The organism is Paenibacillus allorhizosphaerae, from assembly GCF_042659105.1.
Classification (GTDB): Bacteria; Bacillota; Bacilli; order Paenibacillales; family NBRC-103111; genus Paenibacillus_G; species Paenibacillus_G allorhizosphaerae.
Map to the genome: position 1 here is coordinate 96974 of NZ_JBHSRV010000009.1, position 24121 is coordinate 121094.

General features: G+C 51.5%; 17 protein-coding genes and 3 riboswitches. Of the genes, 3 read left to right on the forward strand and 14 right to left on the reverse strand.

What is annotated here, in order from left to right; genetic code table 11:
• Positions 1–13: 13 nt before the first annotated feature.
• The 3 genes from kdpA to ACFQI7_RS26765 form a co-directional block, all read right to left on the reverse strand.
• Positions 14–1693, reverse strand: coding sequence for a potassium-transporting ATPase subunit KdpA (gene kdpA / locus ACFQI7_RS26755; RefSeq protein WP_329958255.1), 1680 nt, complete (start codon positions 1691–1693; stop codon positions 14–16).
• A 14-nt stretch (positions 1694–1707) separates the two neighbouring features.
• On the reverse strand, positions 1708–1785 hold the full coding sequence (locus ACFQI7_RS26760; RefSeq protein ID WP_218100820.1) for a potassium-transporting ATPase subunit F: 78 nt from the start codon (positions 1783–1785) through the stop codon (positions 1708–1710).
• A gap of 139 nt (positions 1786–1924) precedes the next feature.
• Positions 1925–2335 carry a hypothetical protein gene (locus ACFQI7_RS26765; RefSeq protein WP_218100733.1) on the reverse strand — a complete coding sequence of 137 codons (411 nt, stop codon included), beginning with the start codon at positions 2333–2335 and terminating at the stop codon, positions 1925–1927.
• A gap of 124 nt (positions 2336–2459) precedes the next feature.
• Positions 2460–2722, reverse strand: a riboswitch (cyclic di-AMP (ydaO/yuaA leader).
• 176 nt (positions 2723–2898) lie between these two features.
• Positions 2899–3097, reverse strand: a riboswitch (cyclic di-AMP (ydaO/yuaA leader).
• A gap of 340 nt (positions 3098–3437) precedes the next feature.
• Positions 3438–3634, forward strand: a riboswitch (cyclic di-AMP (ydaO/yuaA leader).
• Between the two features lie 103 nt (positions 3635–3737).
• Here ACFQI7_RS26765 and ACFQI7_RS26770 point away from each other — a divergent pair.
• The gene (locus tag ACFQI7_RS26770; RefSeq protein ID WP_218100732.1) at positions 3738–4193 is read left to right on the forward strand and encodes a hypothetical protein; all 456 of its coding nucleotides are present in this window, start codon (positions 3738–3740) and stop codon (positions 4191–4193) included.
• A gap of 111 nt (positions 4194–4304) precedes the next feature.
• On the opposite strand, the gene ACFQI7_RS26775 is transcribed toward ACFQI7_RS26770, so the two are convergent.
• The 5 genes from ACFQI7_RS26775 to ACFQI7_RS26795 form a co-directional block, all read right to left on the reverse strand.
• Positions 4305–5141, reverse strand: coding sequence for an AraC family transcriptional regulator (locus tag ACFQI7_RS26775; protein WP_218100731.1), 837 nt, complete (start codon positions 5139–5141; stop codon positions 4305–4307).
• A gap of 101 nt (positions 5142–5242) precedes the next feature.
• Positions 5243–6556: an ABC transporter substrate-binding protein gene (locus tag ACFQI7_RS26780; protein ID WP_218100730.1), complete on the reverse strand. Its 1314-nt coding sequence runs from the start codon at positions 6554–6556 to the stop codon at positions 5243–5245.
• A gap of 372 nt (positions 6557–6928) precedes the next feature.
• Positions 6929–8086, reverse strand: coding sequence for an alginate lyase family protein (locus ACFQI7_RS26785; protein WP_218100729.1), 1158 nt, complete (start codon positions 8084–8086; stop codon positions 6929–6931).
• A 323-nt stretch (positions 8087–8409) separates the two neighbouring features.
• Positions 8410–10566, reverse strand: coding sequence for a hypothetical protein (locus ACFQI7_RS26790; protein ID WP_218100728.1), 2157 nt, complete (start codon positions 10564–10566; stop codon positions 8410–8412).
• A 200-nt stretch (positions 10567–10766) separates the two neighbouring features.
• Entirely contained in the window at positions 10767–11798 is a 1032-nt protein-coding gene (locus ACFQI7_RS26795) for a LacI family DNA-binding transcriptional regulator (RefSeq protein ID WP_218100727.1), read from the reverse strand.
• Between the two features lie 121 nt (positions 11799–11919).
• Here ACFQI7_RS26795 and ACFQI7_RS26800 point away from each other — a divergent pair, with 121 nt between their 5' ends.
• Positions 11920–13263, forward strand: coding sequence for an FAD-dependent oxidoreductase (locus ACFQI7_RS26800; protein WP_218100726.1), 1344 nt, complete (start codon positions 11920–11922; stop codon positions 13261–13263).
• A 250-nt stretch (positions 13264–13513) separates the two neighbouring features.
• Here ACFQI7_RS26800 and ACFQI7_RS26805 read toward each other — a convergent pair whose 3' ends face one another.
• Positions 13514–16477, reverse strand: a complete 2964-nt coding sequence (locus ACFQI7_RS26805) for a fibronectin type III domain-containing protein (protein ID WP_218100725.1) — start codon at positions 16475–16477, stop codon at positions 13514–13516.
• 310 nt (positions 16478–16787) lie between these two features.
• Here ACFQI7_RS26805 and ACFQI7_RS26810 point away from each other — a divergent pair, with 310 nt between their 5' ends.
• A complete protein-coding gene (locus ACFQI7_RS26810; RefSeq protein WP_218100724.1) occupies positions 16788–17768 on the forward strand; it encodes a phosphotransferase in 981 nt (326 codons plus the stop codon).
• 94 nt (positions 17769–17862) lie between these two features.
• On the opposite strand, the gene ACFQI7_RS26815 is transcribed toward ACFQI7_RS26810, so the two are convergent.
• From ACFQI7_RS26815 to ACFQI7_RS26835, 5 genes are all read right to left on the reverse strand, one after another.
• Positions 17863–19167 (reverse strand): ABC transporter substrate-binding protein, encoded by a 1305-nt coding sequence (locus ACFQI7_RS26815; protein WP_218100723.1) that lies wholly within the window; start codon positions 19165–19167, stop codon positions 17863–17865.
• 471 nt (positions 19168–19638) lie between these two features.
• Entirely contained in the window at positions 19639–20406 is a 768-nt protein-coding gene (locus ACFQI7_RS26820; protein WP_218100722.1) for a glycerophosphodiester phosphodiesterase family protein, read from the reverse strand.
• 365 nt (positions 20407–20771) lie between these two features.
• Positions 20772–22055: an ABC transporter substrate-binding protein gene (locus ACFQI7_RS26825; protein WP_218100721.1), complete on the reverse strand. Its 1284-nt coding sequence runs from the start codon at positions 22053–22055 to the stop codon at positions 20772–20774.
• A gap of 29 nt (positions 22056–22084) precedes the next feature.
• Positions 22085–22825 (reverse strand): carbohydrate ABC transporter permease, encoded by a 741-nt coding sequence (locus tag ACFQI7_RS26830; protein WP_377517930.1) that lies wholly within the window; start codon positions 22823–22825, stop codon positions 22085–22087.
• Between the two features lie 173 nt (positions 22826–22998).
• Positions 22999–23877, reverse strand: coding sequence for a carbohydrate ABC transporter permease (locus ACFQI7_RS26835; protein WP_218100720.1), 879 nt, complete (start codon positions 23875–23877; stop codon positions 22999–23001).
• Positions 23878–24121 lie beyond the last annotated feature (244 nt).

Below are 24121 nucleotides of genomic sequence, written 5' to 3' on the forward strand. Positions count from 1 at the left end.
TGTCGTCACCTCTTTAACGGATCGTCAAATGCTCGGCAATCGGACCAAGCACAATCGCCGGCAAGAACGTCAATGCACCGATAATCAGTACCGTACCTATAAGGATGCCGACGAACAAACCGTTATCCGTACGGAACGTACCGATCGTTTCCGGAACCCATTGCTTGCGCAGCAGCGAGCCGGCCACGGCAAGAAGCGCGACCATCGAAATATATCGGCCGAACAGCATCACGAGCCCTGTGGTTATATTCCAGAACGGCGTATTGTCTCCGAGTCCCTCGAACCCCGAACCGTTATTGGCCGCGGACGATGTGTACTCATACAGTACTTGTGAGATTCCATGGAATGTCGGGTTCGTAATCGCCGCTTTGCCGAGCTCCGTTGCGAGCGCGATCGCCGTTGGAGCAAGTATGATAAACGGATGCGTCAATATCGCTATCGCGATTAATTTCATCTCGCGGGCTTCGATCTTTCGCCCCAGAAACTCCGGCGTCCTTCCTACCATTAAACCGGCGAGGAAAACAGCCAGAATCGCGTACATCAGCATGTTCACCAGACCGACGCCCTTTCCTCCGAACACACAGTTCAGCATCATTAAAGCGAGCGGCGTAATGCCTCCGAGCGGCGTGAGCGTATCATGCATATTGTTCACCGAACCGGTCGTGGCCGATGTCGTAACGGTAGTAAATAAAACCGATTGCGGAATGCCGAATCGTACCTCTTTCCCTTCCATGCTGCCCTGTGATGCATCAATGCCCAAACGGTTCATCACCGGGTTACCTCTGGTCTCGGATACGTAAACCAAGGACAAGAACAGCAGGAACAAAATCATCATCGCGGAAAAGATAACCCAACCTTGCTTGCGGTTTTTCGCGAACAAGCCGTACGTATACGGGAGTGCGGCCGCCAGCGACCACATCGACAATATTTCGATGACATTCGTGAGCGGATTCGGATTCTCGAACGGATGGGCCGAGTTCACTCCGAAAAATCCGCCGCCGTTCGTTCCCAAGTGCTTGATGGACTCCAGAGACGCCACCGGACCGATAGCGATTTGTTGTACTTGTCCCTCCAAACCCGTAACCGTTAAGGTAGGCTGCAGCGTTTGCGGAACGTGAAGCGCCACAAGCAGAAGCGTCACCACGAGCGCCAGCGGGAAAAACACGCGCGTATGAGCTTTCACGAAATCTTCAAAGAAGTTCCCGATCGTCCGACCCTTATTTGTAATCCCTCGAACAAAAGCGATGGCAACACATAACCCGGTCGCCGCAGAAGTGAACATCATCATCATGATGACGGCCATTTGCGAGAAATACGAGAGCCCCGATTCGCCGCTGTAATGCTGCAGGTTCGTGTTGGTCATGAAGCTGATGACCGTATTGAATGAAAGCGTCTGCTCCATGTTGTCGATGCCGTTCGGATTCAGCGGCAAAAACTTTTGTACCCTCAGAATCAAATAACTGACGGCCACCAGCACGATGTTCGTTAAAATGAAGCTGAGTCCGTACGTTTTCCAGGTCATGCCCTTTCGATCCTTAAGCCCGATCAGGGCAAAAACAGGTTTCTCAATGATAGAAAAAAATTTGTCCGTCACACTCGCTTCATTCCGAAACACCTGGTATAAATAAGTGCCGAGCGGCTTAACGATCAGCATCAAAATCAGGATCACAACGGCAATTTGCAAAATGCCCACAGTGTACAGCCTCCCTAAAATTTCTCCGGATGAATGAGCGCATAGGCCAGGTAAATAAAGATAAACGCCGTAAATAAATAAACAACGATCATTTGCGCTCACCTCCCGTTTCCTCAGTCACTTTGCCGCACCAGGACAAAAAGCCGGCGAACAGAACGTAAGTCGCTGCGAGAATCAAAACCATATAGAGATCCGCCATATATACTCCTCCATCACTTCCAAGTTCTCGGTTCACCCTACAAGCGCATGGAGTAAAAACGATACTTCATCGCTGTTCGTATGAATGACGAAGCTCGCTCCAAGTCCTTTATAAATGAGCCGCGGGTGGTTCGAATGCGTGATTACATAAGTCGGTTCGCTGCTCCAAGAACTGCATATGCGAATGTAGCGGCAGCACAAAGTAAAACTGCTTTCGAACAAAAATATTTTTCCGATCGGAAAGTCGGGCAGCTGCCAGGTGCTTTCCTCGGTTGTGTCGACGAGTATAATGCGCTCAACGCCCAGCTCCTTCATTCGCGCTCGCTCCCGCTTGTTATTAGCGATCGCGGCAAAGGGGAGTCTATGCGTCATTAATAAACGGACGAAGGCTTCACCCGCTTTGTTGGGCGCAGATACCAGAATAAATCTTTGCCGGCTATCCATGTGTTCTCCTCCTTGAATGAAGAAAGAGAAGGCAACAAAAAAGAAGCCTGCGATCAGAGAAGAACTCTTCCCGCGGCTTCTGAAGGCACAGTAAAGAACATACCGTGTCCTGCTCACGACAATCGTTGCCTCTCTCTATACGCTTACGAGGTTAGCTGACGGATTCGGGCGTGAGAGTCGCCCTACTTGCGTTGCAATTGTACAGCGGAGATGTCGCTGGACAATTGTCAACAATGCTGCAACCGTTACATCGGTATTCACGATGTCGGTTGTCAACTGCAAGATTCACCCCATAAAGCCGTGACCGTATCCGACATTTGGATATGCTGCGCGACTCCGTTGGTTCCCCCGTTCCTTTTCCATTCAAGGATTCAGCGAAAAGTTGCATATGACCTATTCAATTTATTCGTCTCTGCAAATAAAACGGTAAATTTTCAATAAAATGCAGCAAAAAACCACAGAGGCATTAAGCCCTGTGGTCGCGGCAAACGATCACAAGCTTCATCATCCTCTCTCCAAAAGCAGCGCTTTTCTGTCGAATCGATCCGGATTCGAAAGACAAGCCGGCTGCCGTCTAACGCTTACGAGGTTAGCTGACGGATTCGGGCGGTGAGAGTCGCCCTACGCGAGTACGGAATTCCATGACATTCCGTCCCCGCGATTCACCCCTGGCGATGCGCGACCGGCTCTCACACCGTTCTTGCACCACCTGTTGGTTCCCCCGTTTTCCTTGGTATCAAGGAAATTCAGCGAATAAAAATGGGAAACTTTGTTTGGATTGTTTCTTGAGTCGTATCATACGCTCGAAGCAACGCGCTGTAAAGAAACGCTGCATTGCAAATCCGGCACTGGCAGGCGATAGAGCTCGAACAATCCGTATATGATCTTTCATTTTCGATATCATGCTCCGCTTTTCGCCGCTTTTCTGAGAAACCGCGATAAACGAAGAATCAAGCAGCATTTATATCGATATTAAATGCAGGCTTTGAATGAATCCGTTTCCATCCTCATATGAAGCCAAAAAACCGAAAATAACATCCGGATTCGGGTTTTACTTTGCGTATGGCTCGGAGTATGATTCATTGCAACAATATCATATTTTCCTATTCAAACGCAGAGTTCCTTTATAGGAAACGGGGGACCCAATCGAAGCCTATACTAACGCAAAGGCTTCAAGGGGTGAATCTCAGATAGTGACAACCGACATCGCTTCGCTAGATGTAACGGTTGCAACGTGAGTAGGGCACTCTCAAGCCCGAACCCGACAGCTAACCTCGTATGCGCATTGAGAGAGAACCGCACCCATGCCTTCTATTGCTATGCAAGAAGCCCGGGAGCAGAGTTTCTCTGCTCTTCGGGCTTTTTTGCGCTTTCCACCTTAAAGTTAAGGAGATTGGATACGATGTTCAACTTAACCGTTCCTTCACCCGTAATAAATGAAAATGAGCTTTTACACTATCGCATCTGCGCGATGGAGGTGTTCCGGTTCGACTGCCGCCTGATCCAGAATCAAATCCCTTTGACCGGCGGCGAATGCAACTGCGGATTGCTCAAAATATCAAGCGGCGGGGTTAGCGGTTGGGGAGAATACGTGATACCCTGCACGAGGGAAAACATAGATTTGGTCCGCTGGGCATTCGTCTTTGCGAAACTGAAAGGTCTTTCCATTGCCGATGCCATTCGCTGCGTCCAAACCAGAGACAAAGCGTGGGGGCAAGCAAGGACGAATCTCGCCGAATCGGCGCTGCTGGATTTGGCCTTCAAGCTTAGATATCCCTTCACCCTGCAAAAAGATATCGCTTCATCATTAGGGAGTTCCCTGTTGATCGACCGTTCGCAGGCGTACTTCTCTTTCTAAATGCAATGCGGTGCAGACAACATCATGACGAAACCAAGAAAAACCAAGCCGGTCTGTCGGGCCAAACTTGGCTTTCTTTGGTATGCTATTCCTCGGCGTCAAAGGCCGCGGCTACGCTTTGCGATACATGCGGGGAGCCATGCCCACTTCCCTTGCAAATAATCTGGTGAAATAAAGCGGATCCTGATAGCCGACCTCTCTGGCAATTTTCGAAATCGGCTCATTGGTGGTGCGGAGCAGCTGCTTCGCTTTATCCAGCCTTATTTTGTTAATAAATTCAAATGGCGTATAACCCGAGTACCTTTTGAACAAAATCGAGTAGTAGCTGGCCGACAGCGACGCCATGCGCGCCAATTTATCGCGTTCCAGCGACTGCTGGTAATGGTCCTGAATGTATTTCATGGAATCGGATATAAGCCGGGCCGTTTCATCTTCATCCCGCAGCTTGTGGGTCAGCGCCTCACTAAGCCACTTCATCAGCGTCAAGAACAGAAGCCTGACGGTCCATTCGGTCCCCGCGTTTTTGTCATTCCACAACTCATGCAACTGTTTGAGCCGTCGTTCCAGCTCCGCGGCGTCCGCATGAACGGAAAAAACACGCTCGAACGGCAGAGGGGCGCCTTTCTGTCCCAGTCTGGCTTGGTTCCCTTCCCATTCCATCGGGAAATACAGGAAATGCACGCTATAATACGTCAGAGGTTCCGCTTGCGAACTTGACAATATCATGTGTTCATCCGGAGCCATATGAAGAACCGTGCCCGGATTTAGTTCCCATACGGTGCCATTCAATTCATACGTGCCCTTTCCCGCAAACACGTAAACAAAGTTGTACAAACTCGTCTGTTTCAGCTCAAACCTGTACTTCCTTTGTTTCCAGAAGGGTTCCCCGCGGAGGAGCACCTCGACCATTTTCGGAAAAAATCGTTCGAAAAACGGCTCATGCACCATTCTCATCTCCCACGACGCATGATGTATATAACGTCATCATAGCACAGAACTTTGCCCCTCGGCAGAGAAGCGCCGCCCCGGCAGCTTGCAAAAATGCCGGATCATTTTGCTTTCTCGGAAGCAATCGCTTTATTGATCACTTCTTCGGCGCTTCGCAGCACCGTATTCAAATCTTTATTTTCCACAACGGCCTTCTGCAGTTCTTTCATAAACATGTTCTCGGCCTTCACGTTCGTTAATCCCGGCTTGCGGCCGGGCATGCCCGGTCCGACTTTATTGTAGGATGCCGCCTTTATATTTTTCCCCTTGTAGAGCGGGTCGTTCAGCATATACTTGTTTTTGATTTCTTCGTTTTTCAGCACCGGATATAATCCCATATCGGCCGTTAGCTTGGACTGCATCTCGTCGGAGGCTAGCCATGCAGCCACCTGGAAGGCGGCATCCTTGTTTTTGCTGCTGCTCGTGATGTACACGCTGCGGAAATCGGCCAACCGCGCGATGCCCGGCAATTCCTTGTACGTAGGCATGCTGACGATGTCCCACGCAAAGTTCCAATCCATGAAATTTCTGGAGACGAATGTCGTCATGGCGGAATTCCCTTTAATAAACTCTTTCCAATCCAAGTCTTTGTTGATCGTCGTCGAATCGAATTTCAATCCGGGCATCGTATAAAAGCGCTTCCAGTTCTCCCCAATTTTTCTCCACTTGTCCGTGTCGACCGCCGCTTTGTCTTCCGTCAAGCTCAACATCGGTTCGCCAAACGGATTTTGCGTGAAAAAGGTTTCCATCCAGCGGTCTGAAAATCCGCGATACTGAATGCCGCCCTCGGCTCTTGTCATAATTTTGGCAATCTCGTACACGTCGTCCCAGGTCATGCCGTCCTTCGGATAAGGAACGCCGAACTTGTCGAACAAATCTTTATTATAGTGCAGGAGCCCACCGTTCGTGCCGCTGAGCGGGATGCCAGCAATAATGCCTGCCGTCTCCTGCTTCATTTGTTCAAACGCAAGCGAGTCAAACCGCGAAGTATCGAATTTATACTTTTTCATCAAGTCGCTAATATCGTACAACAGGCCGCTCTTCTGCAAATCGGGAGTCGCTACGCCGCGCCCCACGAACAAATCCGGCATGCTGCCCGCTGTAACCAGCGCATCGATTGTCGGGCCTCCGGAGCCGGTGCTCGGAACCGCTTTCAACGTATAGTTGGGAAATTTCTTTTTCGCTTGTTCCGCGATGTAATCGAATTCGCTTTGCGACATCGACCACATATAGAAGCTTACTTCCGCCGACATGTTAGCCACCTTGGCGACATCCGCTTCTGCGGTTCCTGGACCGCCGGCTTGCGTCCCGCCATTCGCACATGCCGTAAGCATCAATGAACCTGCGGCGAAAATAACGATCCGTTTTTTGTTCATGCGTACCCACCCTTTTTTATAAGCGTTTTCAAAACGTTTTCCGTGTCTGCTCCTGCCACCTTAATATGGTTGCTGCATCAAAGACCTTAACGATTAGTTATTCTACAGCTAATTATAAATTGTCTATTACGGAAGTAAATGGATTACCAGTTAACGTATATGGATAATTAGTTAATCGTAAAACGGCATAAACGTTGCGCGAGCGGTTACCCTGAGAAAGGTCATATAAACTCCTAGTCTGCTCCCGGCCCGTTTACTTGGTGAAACGAAAAAAACCGGCGATACCGCTTCCGCGAAGCCGGTATGCCGGACGAAAGAAGGGCAGCCTGTGTGCATCAGACTGCCGATTGTTTTCATAGAACCCACACTTCCTTAACTGGGGGTGGTCATCAACCAGAATGACCAATCGGTTCGAGGCCGCAAGGTCGTCAAATGCCTGGAAACTGCGGCCAGCCTGGGAGAGGCGTACACCTTCTCCGCTCTTCGAGTCAGTTGAACGGCCAAGCCGTTGATCTCTTTGTCTATGTTTTGCCAAGCCCAAGGTATCTCTTCCGCCAAGTAAGGGGCCAGGAAGTTGAAACCCCGTTCAATGCCTCGACCGTCCTTGGTCTGATACCACCACAGATCGTCGCCAAGCACTTCGCCGCATCGGGCGAGCGCAACAAAGGCGCTTAATCCGTAAAGGGAATAAAAGAGGGCCCGGTTCCGCTTCAGCTCGCGGTGAAGTCCTCCATCCGGCGTGAATTGCACGTCGACTTGCCATTTGGCGCGGTCCATCATTTGTCTGGCCCGCTCCAGATTTCCGCCGTATAGGGAGAAAGCCGCCACTTGTGCCGCATACCAAGAGCCGTGATTATCGGTAGCGCGATACTCTTCCTTTCCTGCGGGGCTCTCGAGCAGCCAGTCGGTGTAAGCGGTAAACCATCTCTTTAGCGCCTCGTTATCGGCGGCGGTCCAGCTTGTCGATGACGTCAACAAATTGACGGAGTCCAGCAGCCCGATCAATTGCACGCCTTCAATAATGCCGATAGCCATCCCATCGTTAACCCCAGGCAGCGAGGAAGCGTAGTTGAAGTTGGGATTCATCCGGGTTTCGGGATTCAAAAACCATACGCGCAGCAATTCGGCCGCTTTTGCGGCGTACGCTTCCGAGCCGGAATAAAAATAAGCCATCGCGAGCGTGTTCACCCGGATGCGCATATTGAAATACGGACCCAAGTCATACTTGTCGCTGGATGCTTCCGGATTCGTGTACCCGTCCCGCCGGATGAAAGGCATCCCGCCCGGCGTTTCCGGATTGGGCCAAGCATACTTGCCGATCGCGAAAAAATCGTGTTTATCCCCGGACGGAGGGATATGGGCTTTCCCCATTACAGAGCGTGCAGGCTTTTTGAGATACGAGGTTGCCTCGTTAAGCAATGCGGAATAAGCCGGAAACACGCTCGAATCATTCGCTTTCACCTTATCGCGAATGCTGGAAATTTCTTTATAGTCGAGATGGATTAACGTAGGTACCGTCGCTTGTGTCATTGCCGTTGTTTCCTCCTGTTTGCGTGGTGGTTTCAGTTCCCCGCCGCAGCCTGTCGTCATACATATGGCTATCGCGATCAAAACAGGCCTAGCGCATGTTCTCATGAACATTGTGAAAAAACTCCTTCAACCAGGGTTCCATGAAAGCCCTTGTTTTCCTAATTGTACTGCAATTTGGTGCATGGTAAATGGAGAATAAGGGGAGGTTTATGGACAAATGGTCTGAATAAAGATAACTTCGGAACAACGTGCAAAAGACGCCTTCATCCCACTTGCTCGTGGTTATGAAGGCGTTCCTTTGCATCACGAGAGCCGTTGCGGGCTTACTCCGCCGCAGGCTTCAAAGCAATGACGGTGACCGAATAAGGGTCAAGCGTCAAGCTGGCCGCTCCCGCTTCGTACTGGACCGGATTCGTCTGCGCCAGAACGGGTTTCGTATCGGTCGCTCCCGTTCCTTTCAGCACCCATGTTTCGTTGTCGGCGCCGGCCAGGTAGTTCTGCACGTTCAGATGAACCGGCACCGGATCGGCGTTCGAGTTGATGAAATAAACGGATAGCTTCCCTGTGGTAGGCGAATAGCTGGCGAAGGCGGAAATGTCGGTGGCCCCGGCCGCCGACACAATCTGATCCTGCAAAAACTTGTTCCATACTTGAATCGCTTGTCCCATCGGGAGCAGGTTGCCATCTTCGTCGATGGCCGATCGTTCATCCCGCGGATTGTTGTTGAGCCCTTTGCGGGTAACCCAGAAATGGACATAATCGACTTTGTCGTACTGTAAAAGTTTCCCGATCTTCGTGGCGAACAGCGCGGCGCGGCTCATATTGTTCGGCATCTGGGCACCGGAAGAATAAGTGCTCGTCTCGGTTATCGCGATCCGAATCCGGTTTCTGTCTTCCGGCTTGAAGTACGTATTGATATGGTTCACGATCGTATTCAGCGGGCTTACATTCGCGCTTCCGTACAAATGTACAATGACGAAATCGGCGTTCGCCGAAACAGCAGGCATGACCGTGCTGTTCCACGCAAACGAGTCGTACACGGGAACGCCTACATGAATGGCAGGGTCGACCGCCTTCATCGCTGCGGCAAATTCGTTGAATACGGCTGCGTACTCCTGAGGGCTCCAAATGTAGCCGGATTGCGACGTGTAGAACGGTTCGTTGCCGATTTCCCAATATTTCACATTCCAGCCGTTTATGACATTGGCATACCGCACCCATTCGACGGCCGCCTCCTTCAGCTGCTCCTTCGTCTTCCACCAGTCCGCATCGGTCGCTTTCATCGCGTCGAGTCCGACAATGACGAACGGCTCCGTGCCGGTTTCGTTCACAACACCCATAAACTCATTGAAATCCTGCGTTTCCTTATATGTTCCGTCCGGGTTGATTAGCGCTTGCTCGGGGCCGCTCAAGGGATGGCCGGTAGAGTAATAATACGAAAGCTGCGGCTGAAGCACGCTGTTTGCTGTTGTCGGATAAGGGGCTCCCGTCCATAAGTATCGATCCCCCGCCTCGCCTTCACCGAATCGAACCGTTCCCGCTCCGAGCGCTTGCAGCGACTCGGCGAGCGTCTTTTGCCTGTTCGGATGATGAATGTCGGAGTCGAACAGATGGTTGGAAACGACGCCGAGAGGCGAATGGTACACGTTGTTCAGAACGGAATAAACGTCGACGGTCACGTTCTGATCCGAAGGGGTACCCGAGTCATGCTCGTCGGGAATTGCCGTCACTTTCACGTGATCGATGCCGATGGCCCCCCGCCCGGCGGATATCGAGATAAAACGGAGCGAAGCGACAGTGCCCGCTTCCGCTACCTGGAAGCCTTCGTAATCGACCGTTCCGAGCAGCGTCGTGCCGGTTGGGTCATACGTATAGCCCTTCACTTTCTTCTGGGTGAAATCAACCTCCAGCTTGACTTTGTACCAGCTGCCATCCACGTAGGAGTTAGCCGGCATCATGTTGGTGGAAATGTTTTGACCCGCTGCGTTTTTCTGAAGCATCTTGTACACATAGCCGTTCGCAGCCGTACTATTTTGAACCTGGGCAATGTTCTCGTTCTGCTCGCTGAGTAGTGTCGCGCCGAAATAATCGTGCTTGTAGTTCGGATCCGCGTCCGCTTCCGTCATCATGTCGAATTCGAGATAAGCAAACCCGCTTTTCAGTTTGGGGAAATTCACTTTCGCATAAGCGGAGCTCGTCCCCGAGTCGGTAATGCGAAGGTACTTGTTGCCCGAGCTTGACGGATGCGTCTCGATGGTCACGCTCGTAGTCGCCGGGGCGCTGAACTGCCACCATACCGGCAGCGTGGACGAGGTCGGCATTTCGCTGCGGCTCGCATACGCATCGAAATGGTCTTCGTAAACGAGTTGCTCGCTCCCTTCATCCGCATGAACCGGAGCGGGCCCATGGCCGATCGCCGATCCGAGCATCAGGAAAGCGAGCATTACTCTCACAACGGTACTTTTTGCTGCGTTGCGCATCTTAATCCTCCTTCGTGTTGGAGTAGACGGGAAATCGCCCAACGGTTGAAAGCCCTTTCAAAACAAATGTATCCATTATGCCGCTGCATGTACATAGACAAGAAATGAATAAATATGGACGTTTGTGGGATCTTCATACCGGGCTTCCTTCAGCCTGGCGGACGAATCGGGCCATGACCGATCATGGCATGCATAATCGGTCATGGCGTTGCCGCCGTCGTCTCGCCGGGAACAAAGTCGCCTCTTAGCCGAATATGCTCGTAAGGCATGTGCGGGTTGGCGATCCGCCAAAGCATGCGGTCGGCCGCCCGGTAGCCGGTCTCCCGGATCAGCAGCTGCGGGCGCGAGCAAGCAGGCCGGTTGTCCGACGACTCGTTCATAAAAGCGACCAATGAACAGTCATTTGGGATGTCGACGGCTATCTCCCGCAGTTTGCCGTATACCGCCTCCGTTTCTTCATCCAGTCCGCATATGATCGCGGTCGGCTTATAGCGGTCATACAAGCGTACGAACTCGTCCAGCCACCGTTCGCCGATGTCACGCACGGTGCAGTGCCGCTGTGCATCGACGGACGCACCCCCCGCCGCCATCGCTTCCGCGAATGCTTGCCAGCGCAAGGCGAATCCCCTTTGTCCGCTCGCATCACCTACATACATAATCCGCGTATGCCCGAGCCTGAGCAGATGCCTCACCGCTTGATGCATCGCTTCGTGCACGTCCCAGATGACACTATCCACCTTTGCCTCCGGGGGAGGGTAATTCAGCAAAATACGAGGGATCGGCAGCTCCAGCAATTTGCGCTCCACGGCATCGTACCCCATTCTCGGCGCTATAAATAAGCCTTCGGCGTAATCGAACCCGCTCGCTTCCGCCCAGTCGCCAAACTCCGCGAGCTTGAGTCCGGGCGGCAGCAGAAGCGACTGTACTTGGTGACCGAACTCCATGAACCGTTCATGAAGCCCTTCCAGCAGCAGCCGATTGAAATTGAGCGAATATTCGTTTTGGACCAGCAAAAAACGCCTCTGCGTGACCGGATACGGCGCGATCTTTTCATAGCGGAACGCCAGCTTCTGGTCTTTCGTCAAGTAGCCCCTTTGCTTGGCCAGCTTGATGATTTCGCTGCGGGTTTGCTCCGACATGCCCGGCAAACCGCGCAGCGCCTTCGAAACGGTTTGTATCGTCAACTTCAGCTCTTCTGCCAGATCGTAGAGCGTTACCCTACTCCGTCGCATTTTGCGCCCTCCTCGAGCAATTTCTCTACAATTTTAAACTAATTTTAAACTAAAGGAACAAAATCAGGATCGCTATAATGAGGATATTACACCAAAATCAGTTTAAACGGGAGAGTTGACCATGAACAAAATCATTGAAGCGGACATCGTCGTATGCGGCGGCGGTCCGGCGGGCATTAATGCGGCGATTGCGGCAGGGCGCAGCGGAGCGAAGACCGTGCTCGTCGAGCGATACGGTTTTCTCGGCGGCATGTCGACGGCGGCACTGGTATATCCGTGGATGACCTTTCATACCACAGACGGCAAGCAAGTTATTGCAGGCATTGCCCAAGAAATCATCGACCGGCTTATGCAGGCGGACGCTTCGCCCGGTCACGTACGGGATACGGTCGGGTTCGTTCATACGATCACGCCGTACCACCCCGAGATGTATAAAATCGTCGCCCTGGATATGCTGAAGGAGGCCGGCGTCCGCCTGCTTGCCCACAGCTTTGTCGACGAGACGCGCCTGCAAGGCGACGCGATCGAATCGGTCCGGCTGACGACGAAGTCCGGCAAAATCGAAGTCAAAGGGCGCCTGTTCATCGATACGACCGGCGATGCGGACCTGGCATACTTGTCTGGAGCACCTTGTCTGCAAGGAAGGGACGGCGACAAGCGGACGCAGCCGATGACGATGAAGTTCCGCATGCGTGGCGTGGACCTGGAGCGGGTGAAGCAATACATGCTCGCCCATCCCGACGAATTTTATAAAAAGACACCTTTCGACGAGCTGGAACGGCTGCCCTTGTCCGGCGTTCTCGGCTTTTACAAGCACTGGAAGGAAGCGGACTTGCCGATCAACCGGGATCAGGTATTGTTTTTCACGGGGCCGGCCGATGACGAGGTGCTCGTCAATACGACGCGGGTACAAGGGCTCGACGGCACGGACGTCGAACATTTGACCGAGGCGGAGGATGCCGGACGGAGACAAGTGATGATGGTAGCCAAATTTATGCGCGACCGTCTGCCCGGCTTTGAAAAAGCTTCGATCTCTTCCGTCGGGGCGCAGATCGGCATTCGCGAGACGCGGAGAATCGACGGCGCGTACGCGCTGCAGGTTGACGATGTCGTGCAGGGCCGCCGATTCTCCGACGTGATCGCGCGGAGCGGATACCCGATCGACATCCACGACCCGTCGGGGAAAGGCGTAACCGCCGCCTGGGTGCAGGGCGACGGCGCATACGACATCCCGTATCGCTGCTTGCTGCCGAAACGGATTACGAATTTGCTGGCCGGCGGCCGCTGCATCTCGACGACGCACGAGGCGCTGGCCACAACCCGGCTTACGCCAAGCTGCATGGCTACGGGCCAGGCTGCCGGCACCGCAGCGGGCATCGCCATCAAGCATGGCGTATCGCCGGCGGATATTGACGTAAGCGAGCTGCAGGCCGAGCTGACGCAAGCCGGCGCGCTGCTGAAGTGAACAGGCAGCGGGCAGCCGCCATGCGACGCCGAAACGCCGCGTCCGGGATTCGAGCGCGTTGGAGCCGGCTGTTGGAACCCGGCGTTAGGCTCATACGCAAGCGTAGCTGCCCCCAATAGGGCAGCTACGCGCCGTCTATAATCCAGCACCCGCCTGCACGGCAAACAAAGGGCAAGTTGTTCCGCTACGCTCTACGGCGGATGCAACTTGCCCGTGTTTTTTGGGCGCCAGTCCACTTTCGCGAGCCCGATTATTGCACCGTAGACATCGTGATCGTGTAATTTAACGCGCCGCTTGTTTTCAGCGTCAGCAGGTGCATCCGGTAATCGAAAATATAAAAGTTTTTCGGCGTCACATTGGCCGTGACCGCGGCCGCTCCGCCGTCGAATGCAATCTCCATCACCGCCTCGCCTCTGACGATGGTTACGACGCCGTCATTCACCGTAACCGTATCCTCCGCTCCGATCACGAGCGGGATATATTCAGTAAATTCGGAAGGATGGCTGACGGCAACCGACAAGCCGTTCTCGGCAAAGGTGACCGTCTTCGTGCCCTCCGTGCCGAGATTGTACCACATTTGTACTTCCCCCTGAGCGATATCGCCGTGTCCCACCACCGGTTGAAGCGGCTGTCCGGCTACGGTGTAGGTCGGGTTTACGCCGCCGCTTTCATAGACGCGAACGGCCGAGGTGCTTTTCGTCCCCCAGGATAAACCTCTCGTTGCCGTTGCCGTCGCGCTTTCCGACTGGCTCGACAGCATGATCCCGCCCTCGGGGTGCCATATGAGCCCCAAACCGAACGCCTGCGTGTTCGCCGTTCGCTTTCCCGCATTGAACGCCGCATAATAAAACGGCCGCCGTACGTATGTGAACTCCAGCCCGCTGCGGCTGGTACTGTCAACGCGCTGGTGGTTGAACCGGTCGCTGGCGATATACGGAAGATTGCTTATCGCCGCCGCACGCTCGGCTTCGGTCGGATAATACCGGTACATAATCCGGTTGTAAAGCGCGAACGGATTGTACGAATTTTCTCCCGTCAGCTGGAGCGGGGGGATATTCGCCATCGTTCCATCGGCAAGGTCTTGTTTCGCCCGTGCGATTTCCGCCGCCACTTCCTCCTGCGTCTTGACAAATGCCCGGGCCATCGGCACCTTCTCGGCAAGAGGGATATCTTTTCTCTTGATATGAATCGAGCTCGTTCTGGACGTCGGCGCGGAGTTGGACGTAAAATGCGAGCCGTCCGGCTCCAGCACCAAGTTGTACCTTAGCCATTCGATAAATTTGCTTTCCGTCTCGATCATTTCTTGCTCCAGATCCGTATCTTTAAAATAATAATAGTCCGAAATCATATTTTGCATGTGAACCCCGAGATTGTAAGCCATATCCAGCGCGTTCGCTTCGTAATAAAATCCGGCCGGGCTGATGAACTCGTTTGCGGCGGCGGTAAACCTTTGCCGCATCTTCTGCTCGATGGCCACGTCAGGGTAATATTTCAAGTAAGCGGCGGCGGTGGACCATACAAGCGTGTATTGGTTCGTGTACTGCTTGCCGTGATTCCAGAAGCCGTTGTCGTTCAGCACAAGGACCAGCGCTTTACGGTACGATTCGACCAATCGGCCATACAATGCCGCATCGATCGCCGGAAAATCGGGGTTGGCCGCCTTGGCTTCGTTCAGCAAACGGATCGTTTGCCCCATGTATTGCGCCGCGAACGAAGTGCCGGGGAGATTTCGTTCCTCCCACGTATCGACCGAAAAAGCGCCATCGGCGTTTTGCAAGCTTAACAGATGCTCCAGAACAGCCTCCAGCCGCATTCTCACCTCAGGCATGCCGTAATATATGTTCCACGGAGCTTGGCGCGTATAAAAATAGGTGAGCCACAGATGGTTTTCCTGCACGCGCGCATTGTACGGTTTGTTTTTTTCCGGGCTGCGGTGTACGACGATATCGATAAATCCGCGGTTCGGCGGATCGAGGCGCACGGCGTTCGCCACCGTATGAAAGTGATAAAAGTAATAAGGGATGCCGCGCGGATCGTCCACCCACACCTCCGGCGAAATATAGTCCTCATCGGCAAAATCGTCCGGATCCATCCCGCTGAAGCCGTGGGCCGGAACCGCCGGGACTTGTGCAGTGGACAGCGTAACCGGGCCGAGCAACCGGGATTCATACGGGCCCGACCGGGCTACGACGCTGAATTGGTAAGGCATTTGCGGCTTCAAGGCGTGGAACGTATACGTGTTTGACGTGACCGACGCAGCTTCGGCTCCATTTTGGTACACATGGTATGTGACGTTTTGCGTTCGGCCAGATTCCGCGACATGCGGCCACGTCACTGCTATATGGTTCAGCCCTGTATCGGCTGCAGTAATGGCTGCATTCGCAGGCCAATTCAAAGCATATATCCGCGCAGCTTCGAGCGCGTCCAGCGACTGCGCCAGATGCATATATGCCGTCTCCAGCTCGCTCGTCGTGCTGTTCGCGTTGTCGGCCGTCGTACGCGCCGCGCCGATCGCCGCCGCCAAATCGTCCACAAAAGGCTGCGGCACCATACCCGGCTCATTGCCCGCGACCGTGTTGTTTTTTATCGTCTCGGCCTCGATGATTTTCTGTTGAAGCGTTTGCAAAACGGTGACCTCCAGTTCTAACGTCGTCCGGCCGACTTGAATGGCCCAAGAACTTGGATGATTCGAAGTATCGCCGAACGTAATTTTTATATATTTGGTATTCGCAGGAAGCGAGGATACTTCCCAAAAATACCGTCTCCAGCCGCTAACCGGCGTTATGCTCGTATCGATCGTCTTGGTGTATGCGGAGAGAGGCGCGTACGTTACGTTGTCCGGTGAAGTTGCAAATTGCATGTCGCCCGGGATTTGACTCGCATTGTTGTACTGGTACCACGTTTCCATGCGAAAGCCGGTCATCGACTGGGTAATCTCGTTAGGCGCCTTATAAATGAAGTATGCCTCGCCCGACGACGACTTGTACCACCTCGAGTTATCGCCGTCGTGCCTTTCCGGCTGGCTGTTCGTGAAGCTGATATTCGTTTTGTAAAATAGGTTCGAGTCATCTTCAAGCTCGTCTGCGATCATGAATTTCTCTCCATTCGCGACTATTTTTCCAGTCTGCAGCATAAAGAAGCAAAGTCCGACGAGAAGAAGAGGAAGCAGTTTCACGAGCCGCGGTATGCCGTGAACACCATCCTTCGCTTTCATCCTGGAACCTCCCATGTAAAAATAGACTTTCCACATTTGCCGATACCATGTTTGCTTCCGGTTGCCCGTCTGCGGACGCTAGCTCTTGTCACCTCGCTTTGCTTTTTGTTTTGGGCCTTAGCACGTATGCCGGGACAGCTGAAGCGAATTTCGAGTTGATCGTACTATACGCCCTTGCACGCATCCAGTACAAAATTGGTTTAAAAAAAATGTTTGACCGCTAAGCCTTAATGGGAATACAGGGAACGCTTTCCATATAGAATTCCGTTTGATATAATGTATCCAAACATATGTTTGGAGGCACCCTCCCATGGAAAATGCCATTTCAGCCGACTTCATTCAAGACGAAATTATCGATGATTTGCGTATGAAGTTTCAATGGAAAGTCGGGTCCGTCCGTCGGAACGAGAAGGGCTACGGCAACGTGAGCTGGATCATGAATACGGATCAAGGTCCCCGTTTTGTCAAAAAGTATTGCAAGATCAGGTACAGACGTGGATTAGACAGCGTGTGTGAAGCGCTCAAATACCAGGAGCACATGCACCGAGACGGGATTGCATGCCAGCCGGTGTATGCTTTCGAAGGCGAGACGATTCACACAACCGCATCCGGCGAGCAATATATGATTTCGGGCGTCAGCGAGGGACATCATATCGCGGCAGGGGAAGCGACGGCCGAGCAAATGTTCAGCCTTGGCGAAGCTACCGGGCGGATGCATCAATGGATGAAGAGCAATATTCCACCGCGCGATTCGCTGCACTGGGAGCTGCCGTCCAAAGAGAGCTTGCTTAAGCGGCTGGACAAAAATCGGGGAGAGACGCTCGCGGCTGGACATGAAACGTACGCGCAGGCAATCGAAAAGCAGAGAAACATCCTGAATCGGCTGGATCTGGACGATTTGAAGTCCGCGACCCACGGCTGGGCTCACTGGGATATGCACGTTGACAACCTGCTGTTTCACAAAGACCGTCTGGCTGATATTTTGGATTTTGACCGGGTGCAATACGTATACCCCGATTTCGATATTTCCCGGGCGCTGCTCTCCTGCTCGCTGGCTTCAAAGTCGATGCGAATGGAAACCGTCGAGGCATACGTGAACGGATATCGCGGGTATTGCCGTTTATCGGAGGAGCAGCTCGTTCGTTCGATCCGGCTGACGTGGTACAAGGAGTGCAAATGGGTACATGCCATCTACGCCGCCAACAAACCGATGAGCCGTTTTATAGAGGAAATGATCTGGATCGCAGACCATTGGGACAACCTGGAGGAACGATTTGGCGGTATATCATAAAAGCCCGATACGATAAGGCCATCCGGAAATTTCGAATGGCCTTATCCTGCTGCGATGCTGAGAATAGCGGAACATCCACGGTTTGCAATATAAGTCAGTTGCCGACTTCCTTCTCCTGAATTTGCTTGTTCAGCTTTTCCTCCGCATCCCTCAGCGCGGTATTAATATCCTTGCCTTTCTTGATGATGTCGTCCTTCGCCCCGTTGATGGCCGTCATGGCCATCGTATCGTATTTCGTCGGCACGAATGATTTGGCCGGCTTCGTTTTATAAAGCGCCTGAATGTTTTTACCTTTCAGATAGTCGATATCCGCTCCGTAGCTATCGCGGATTTTCTGATCCTTCAGAACACTGAACCGCCCCTGGCGGGAAAAATCCATCTGCACTTCGTCGGACACGAGTGCGGACATGACGAGAAACGCATCGTCCTTGTGCTTGCTCGTGCTCGTTAAAGCAAGGACATGGGCGTCAATTCTCATCCCGATTCCGGGCGCTTCCGGCCACACCGGATATGTCACCCAATCCCACTTCAAGTCCGGGTAATCCTTGAATCTCGCTTCGTACAATATATTGACGGTCGGTTCCATCGCCAGCTTTCCTTCCACAAAAAGCTTGTCTGCGGCCGAATGATTGGCGATTTGTTCGTTCCCGGGAATGCGATGGATCTTCGTGACCATTTCCATCACTTTTTTCCACTGGTCGGTTTGCAGCACCCCTTTTTTCGTTTTGGGGTCAACATAGGGCAAAGACAACTGGGAAGCGGGCCGCTCTGAAACGTTCGGCTCCAAGCCTCGGTATTGTATGCCGCTGTCCAGCCGCGTCACTTTCTTCGCAAGCTCGTACATCTGATCCCATGTCATGTTATCCGTCGGATAGGGTACGCCGAACTTGTCGAATATTTCCTTGCTGTAGTATGTAGCACTGAAATGCCTTGTATAGGGGATGGCGATCAAATCTTCCCTTTGCGTAGCCGCTTTGACGGCATCAAGCGACTCCGTTTCAATCCGGTTCAGATCGAGATTATGCTTTTTGATCAGTTCGGTTAACGAAACGTCCAGTTTCAAATCGATAAAATCGCTCAAGCTGCTGCCGATATTCGTATGCCATACGATGTCGGGGGTCTCTCCGGCCGCAACCAACTGGGACAAGCTTCTGCCTTTATCGTATAGTTCCCGCTCCACGGTAATCCACGGATATTTCTTCTTGACCGGGTCGACAAAAAATCGCGCGAATTCCTCCTCCGTTAGCTTGCTCGCGGAAATGCCGACTCTGACGGTGACAGGATCGTGCTTCTCCGCTACTGCTCCCGTCGTCGTTTGCTGCACGATGTTGTTTCCGCAACCGGCGATGAATGCGGTGAACATCGCTGCGGTCAAACCAAAAGTTACCCTGCGTTTCATTCATACTCCTCCAATGTGGTCATTTCGAGTTACATCGAATGATGAAAGGCGGATTGCAGTGGAAACCATCTGTTGTACCGTGCTGACAAAATAAGAAAAGCGGGAACCAATGAAATGAAGGCTGTATGCAAACATAATGTTATCGCTGTGTAAGAACGTTGATGCGACTGATTCGGAGTAATGGCAGGCGTGGCACCAAGGAAAAGTAAGCGCTTTCTTAAATATGATAAAAAATACGGCATCTAAGCGGAGTTCCATGTTGTCGTCCGGATGAAGCAAGCGCACGTTTCCTCATTCGCGATATCCCTCCTTCACATCATAATGGTTGGAACGAATTCAGTATAAGACATTTGGTTCTGAAAATTATATCTCGTAAATTGCTCAATTTATATCCAATTTTGCCATATATATTCAATATTGTCATACGTCCAAAAAAATAAAGCAGGAGCCTCCGGCTTCCTGCTATTCATGCTATCCCATCCGCTCGACTTGCTCGCGGATTTTTAACACCGGCAGCGGATTGTTGACGGTCATGAGCAGGGAGCCGCTTCCGAGCGCATAGAACACCTGCTTGTCCGTGTCTGGACAATAGCACCAAGGAAGAATTCCCTGCTTCTCGTACTCCTCTACAAGCTGCGGCGTCAACAGCTTCATGCTGATTCCGACCGCCCACATTTTGGAAGTCGTACCGTCAGCACCAGGGACATAGTTCGCCATCAGCTCTCCGGGAAATCCCTGCGTTTTTAATTGGTAAGTATCATACATGTAAGCAAGTACCGCCGCATCGAAGCACGTGAACACGCACCTTGTCAGATACCCGTACCGGTCGAGCATGGCGACCGCGGCATCCGTGACCTCCCTGGCATCCGCGCTCGGTTTGATTTCCACATTGAGCAGAACGTCCGGATAAGCGGACAGCAGCTCGCAAAGCTCCTCGAAGGTTGGAATTTTTAACCCTTCGAATATTTTGCCGAACCATCCGCCGGCATCGAGCTGCTTCAGCTCGGATAACGTATAATCGCTTACTTTGCCGGAACCGTTGCTAGTTCGATCTACCGTTTCATCGTGAATGACCATAACGACTTTGTCTTTGGAAAAACGAAGATCAAACTCCAGCATATCGACCCCAAGTTCCAGCGCTTTTTGAAAAGAAAGAAGCGTATTTTCCGGATAGGCGGACTTCCATCCTCGATGTCCGGATACAATGATTTCATTATTAGGTTGAAGGCGGGTTATCATGGATTGGCATCCCTTTCTATATTTGTATTAAGAAAAGCTTCTGATCGAAGCCCTTTCGAGGAAGATACATTCGTGTTTTAGTGGAAGCTTTTCTTGCGAGCAGAAAGTTTAATACGCGCTTTAGCGCTTTAATGAAGTTAAACTTTCTTTACTCTTAAGAAAAACTCCTATCGGAGTACTTCAAAGTAGCCAGACCGTTTTTAGAGGTAGTTTTTCTTGAAAGATCAGAAACCTAAACCTCCGGTTCAAATTTATACTTTCTGATCTTATAAAGAAAGAGCCTAGCGAAACAGACGATTACCTCCATTATGGCCGGATTGTGTCTGTTCTCTGAGGCTCTTTCCTGCTTACCGGTATAGTGTAACTTATTTTTTGAGAATACGCTCCGTTTCTTTCTTGAAGGTATCCAGCGTACTATCGATATCCTTGTTGTCGTACATGATGGCTTGAATCGCCTTGAAGAACTCCTGCATCACCTGCGGCCAGCCTACATGCTTGTTCGTATCGACAGCGTATTGCAACTGATCATAGGCCACTTTACGGTTCGGCTGTTTCGCCCACAAATCTTTCATTGGCTGGGATTCGGCCATTTTCTTCGTAAACGGAAGATACCCGGAATCAAGTATAAACTGCAGGCCGCCTTTGGAATCGGTCATAATCCAGTTAATAAATTCCCACGCCGCATCTTTGTTCTTGGAACCGGTCATCATCGCGAGATTCGCTCCGCCGGTCGGCGTCGCATACACTTGATCCATCGGCAGGTATGCCGTTACATATTCAAATTTCACGTTATCCAGCAAGCTTCCGATGACGCCGGTCGATTGATACATCATGCCGATTTTGCCGCTAGTAAACATCTGGTTCACGATATTCCCCGAATCTTGTGCCGGCGGGTAGTACATGGCGCCTGAATTTTGTAATTCTTTGAGGAATTTGAACGTTTTTACGCCTTCGCTGCTAAATCCGAGCGAAGTGCCGTTATCGTTAAAAAACTTGCCCTTGGCTTGGGAAATCATAGCAATCGGATACCATGTGTCATAAGGCATACTAAAGCCGTAACGTTGAAATTCTCCGTTTTCCTTAACGACTAACGCATTCGCTACTTTTTTCAGCTCTTCCCACGTTTTCGGAATGGCAAGCCCTTTCTCGTCCAGCATCGTCTTGTTGACGTGCAAAATCGGAGTGGAGCGGTTAAACGGCAGGGAGACCACTTTCTTATCAAAAGTCGAATGTCCCATCAATCCCTGAGGGAAATCATCGACCGTCATCTGGGATTTTTTCATATACGGCGCCATGTCCTCGAGCACCTCGGACTCCGCAAACATTTGAACATAGGCGCGTTCCAGCATCGTTACGTCCGGTGCCGTTTTGGCTGCGACCGCTTGTTGAAGCTTGGTCACCGTCTCATCGTATGAGCCTTGGAACGTGCCGACCACTTCGATTTTATCTTGCGATTGATTAAAGCGTTGGATCATACCGTTGAGGTATTCGCCGTTCTTGCCTCCCAGCGAGTGCCAGAATTGCAGGGTAGTTTTACCGCCTGCCGTGGAAGGGTTGCCCGTTTGCTCAGGCTGGTTCCCCCCGCATCCTGCAAGAAGACCGGTTGTCAGTGCGGTTGCCATTACGATAGCTGGAATCCTCTTATTCATTGACAATATCCCCTTTGTTGTTAAGTTTATTATTTAATGCCGGAGTATACGAACGCCTTAACGATTTGTTTAGAGGCAAACAGATAAACGATCAGGATCGGAAGCACGAGTACCACGTTGCCTGCCATAATAATATGCCAGTTGCTGATTCCTTCCGTCTCCCTTAACATGGCGATCCCCATCGTAAGCGGGCGAACCGCCGCCGAATCCGTCATGACAAGCGGCCAGAAGTAGTCGTTCCAATGGCTGACAAAGCTGAACAGCGCGACGGTTGCAAGTGCCGGAATCGACATAGGAATCATAATGCTCCGCATGATCCTGAGCTCGCTTGCGTTATCCAGCCGGGCCGCTTCAATAAGCTCTTGCGGAATTTGCATAAAATATTGGCGCAGCAAAAAAATACCAAAAGCGTTGGACATGAACGGTATGATCTGCGGCAATAGCGACTTGATCAGTCCAGCATCCGCCAGCATCAGATACACTGGGATAAACGTCACCTGTCCCGGAATCATAAAGGCCAGCAATACCAGACTGAAGAACAGCTCATTGCCTTTAAACTTGTACTTGGCAAAAGCATACGCTGCCGGGATCATTACCGCACATTGCAAAATAATGATGGAGAACGTGATAATAACGGAGTTTTTAGCGTACGTTAAAAACGGGCCGGCGCTCATCGCTTTGACAAAGTTGCCCCACTGGGGAACCGAAGGAATCAACGTCGGCGGAAAAGCCAACGTCTCCTCAAGCGTTTGCAAAGATGTCGAGATCATCCATAAAAACGGGAAAACAAACACGAGTAATGTGAGGGCTTTCAGCAAAAAGCCGACAATGGATTTGAATAGATACGCAGCACGGCCGTTGTTCGAATGCTTCCCGCCTACTCCTTTTTCTTGTTGCACAATCACTGGTTAGGCACCTCCTTGTCGCATGAACATCCGAACCATTATTGATAATGAACTTTCTTGGACAGCACTTTAAAGTAAACAAAAGTTAAAATTGCAATGATGCCCATCAGTACCACCCCAGTGGCGGAAGCATAGCCGATGCTGTTTGATCTGAATTCATAAATGTAGTAAACGAGCGTGGTCGTTGAACCGTTCGGACCGCCGCCGGTCATGATTTTGACGGTATCGAATACTTTGAATGAACCGATCGTCATAATGATCAGAATAAAAAACAACTGCGGCGAAATGAGCGGTAATGTAATTCTGAAAAATACATCGAATTTGTTCGCATTATCGAGTTCGGCCGCCTCATAAATCTGCGGATTCACGCCGTGGAGCGCAGCTACGATAATGAGCGTATAATATCCGATTCCTTGCCACACCGATACGATAATGACGGAAAGCAAGGAGGTGCTGGAGCTTTGCAGCCAAGGCATGGCCGGCAGCCCCACTGCTTTTAGCAAAAAATTGAGTATGCCGTGACTCGGCTCCATGAGCCACATCCATACTAGCGATACGGACACGATCGAAATGATGTGCGGCGTAAAAATACCGGCTTGTATAATATCGTTGAACCGCGTCTTTTTTTTCAACCATACGGCTATGAGAATGGATATAGCCAAGGTCAGGAACACGACACCAACCGTATAAATAACGGTAGTGAACAAAGAATCGTAGAAATCCTCACGAGAGAAAATTTCTTTGAAATTGTCCAGCCCCACAAACTTGCTTTTGTCTTTATTCAGCAAATTATATTTATAAAAGCTTAATTTAACTAAATAGAGAACCGGGTAGATAACAAATAAAATGATGCCGATCATCGCCGGCGCGATCATAAAGTAAGGACGGACTGTTTCCCAGATTTTCTTTTTATTCATGCTGCTGCCCTCTTTTCCTCGTCAGCTCGTAAGAATAACGGAAGAATGATCTTCCGATCGACGGAAAAAGCGTCCTTCGCACGCCTCATCTTGCAAGCGTTCCGGTCGGTTACAAGTTTCTTCTGCCGTGATCGGACATACTGCTTGCGAACGAGAACCGCTTCGTTTCCCAAGTGTATTCCTCCCTATTAACTTGCACTCCCTTACAGAGTCTTATACTTTTGGAAATCGTTATTCATGGATG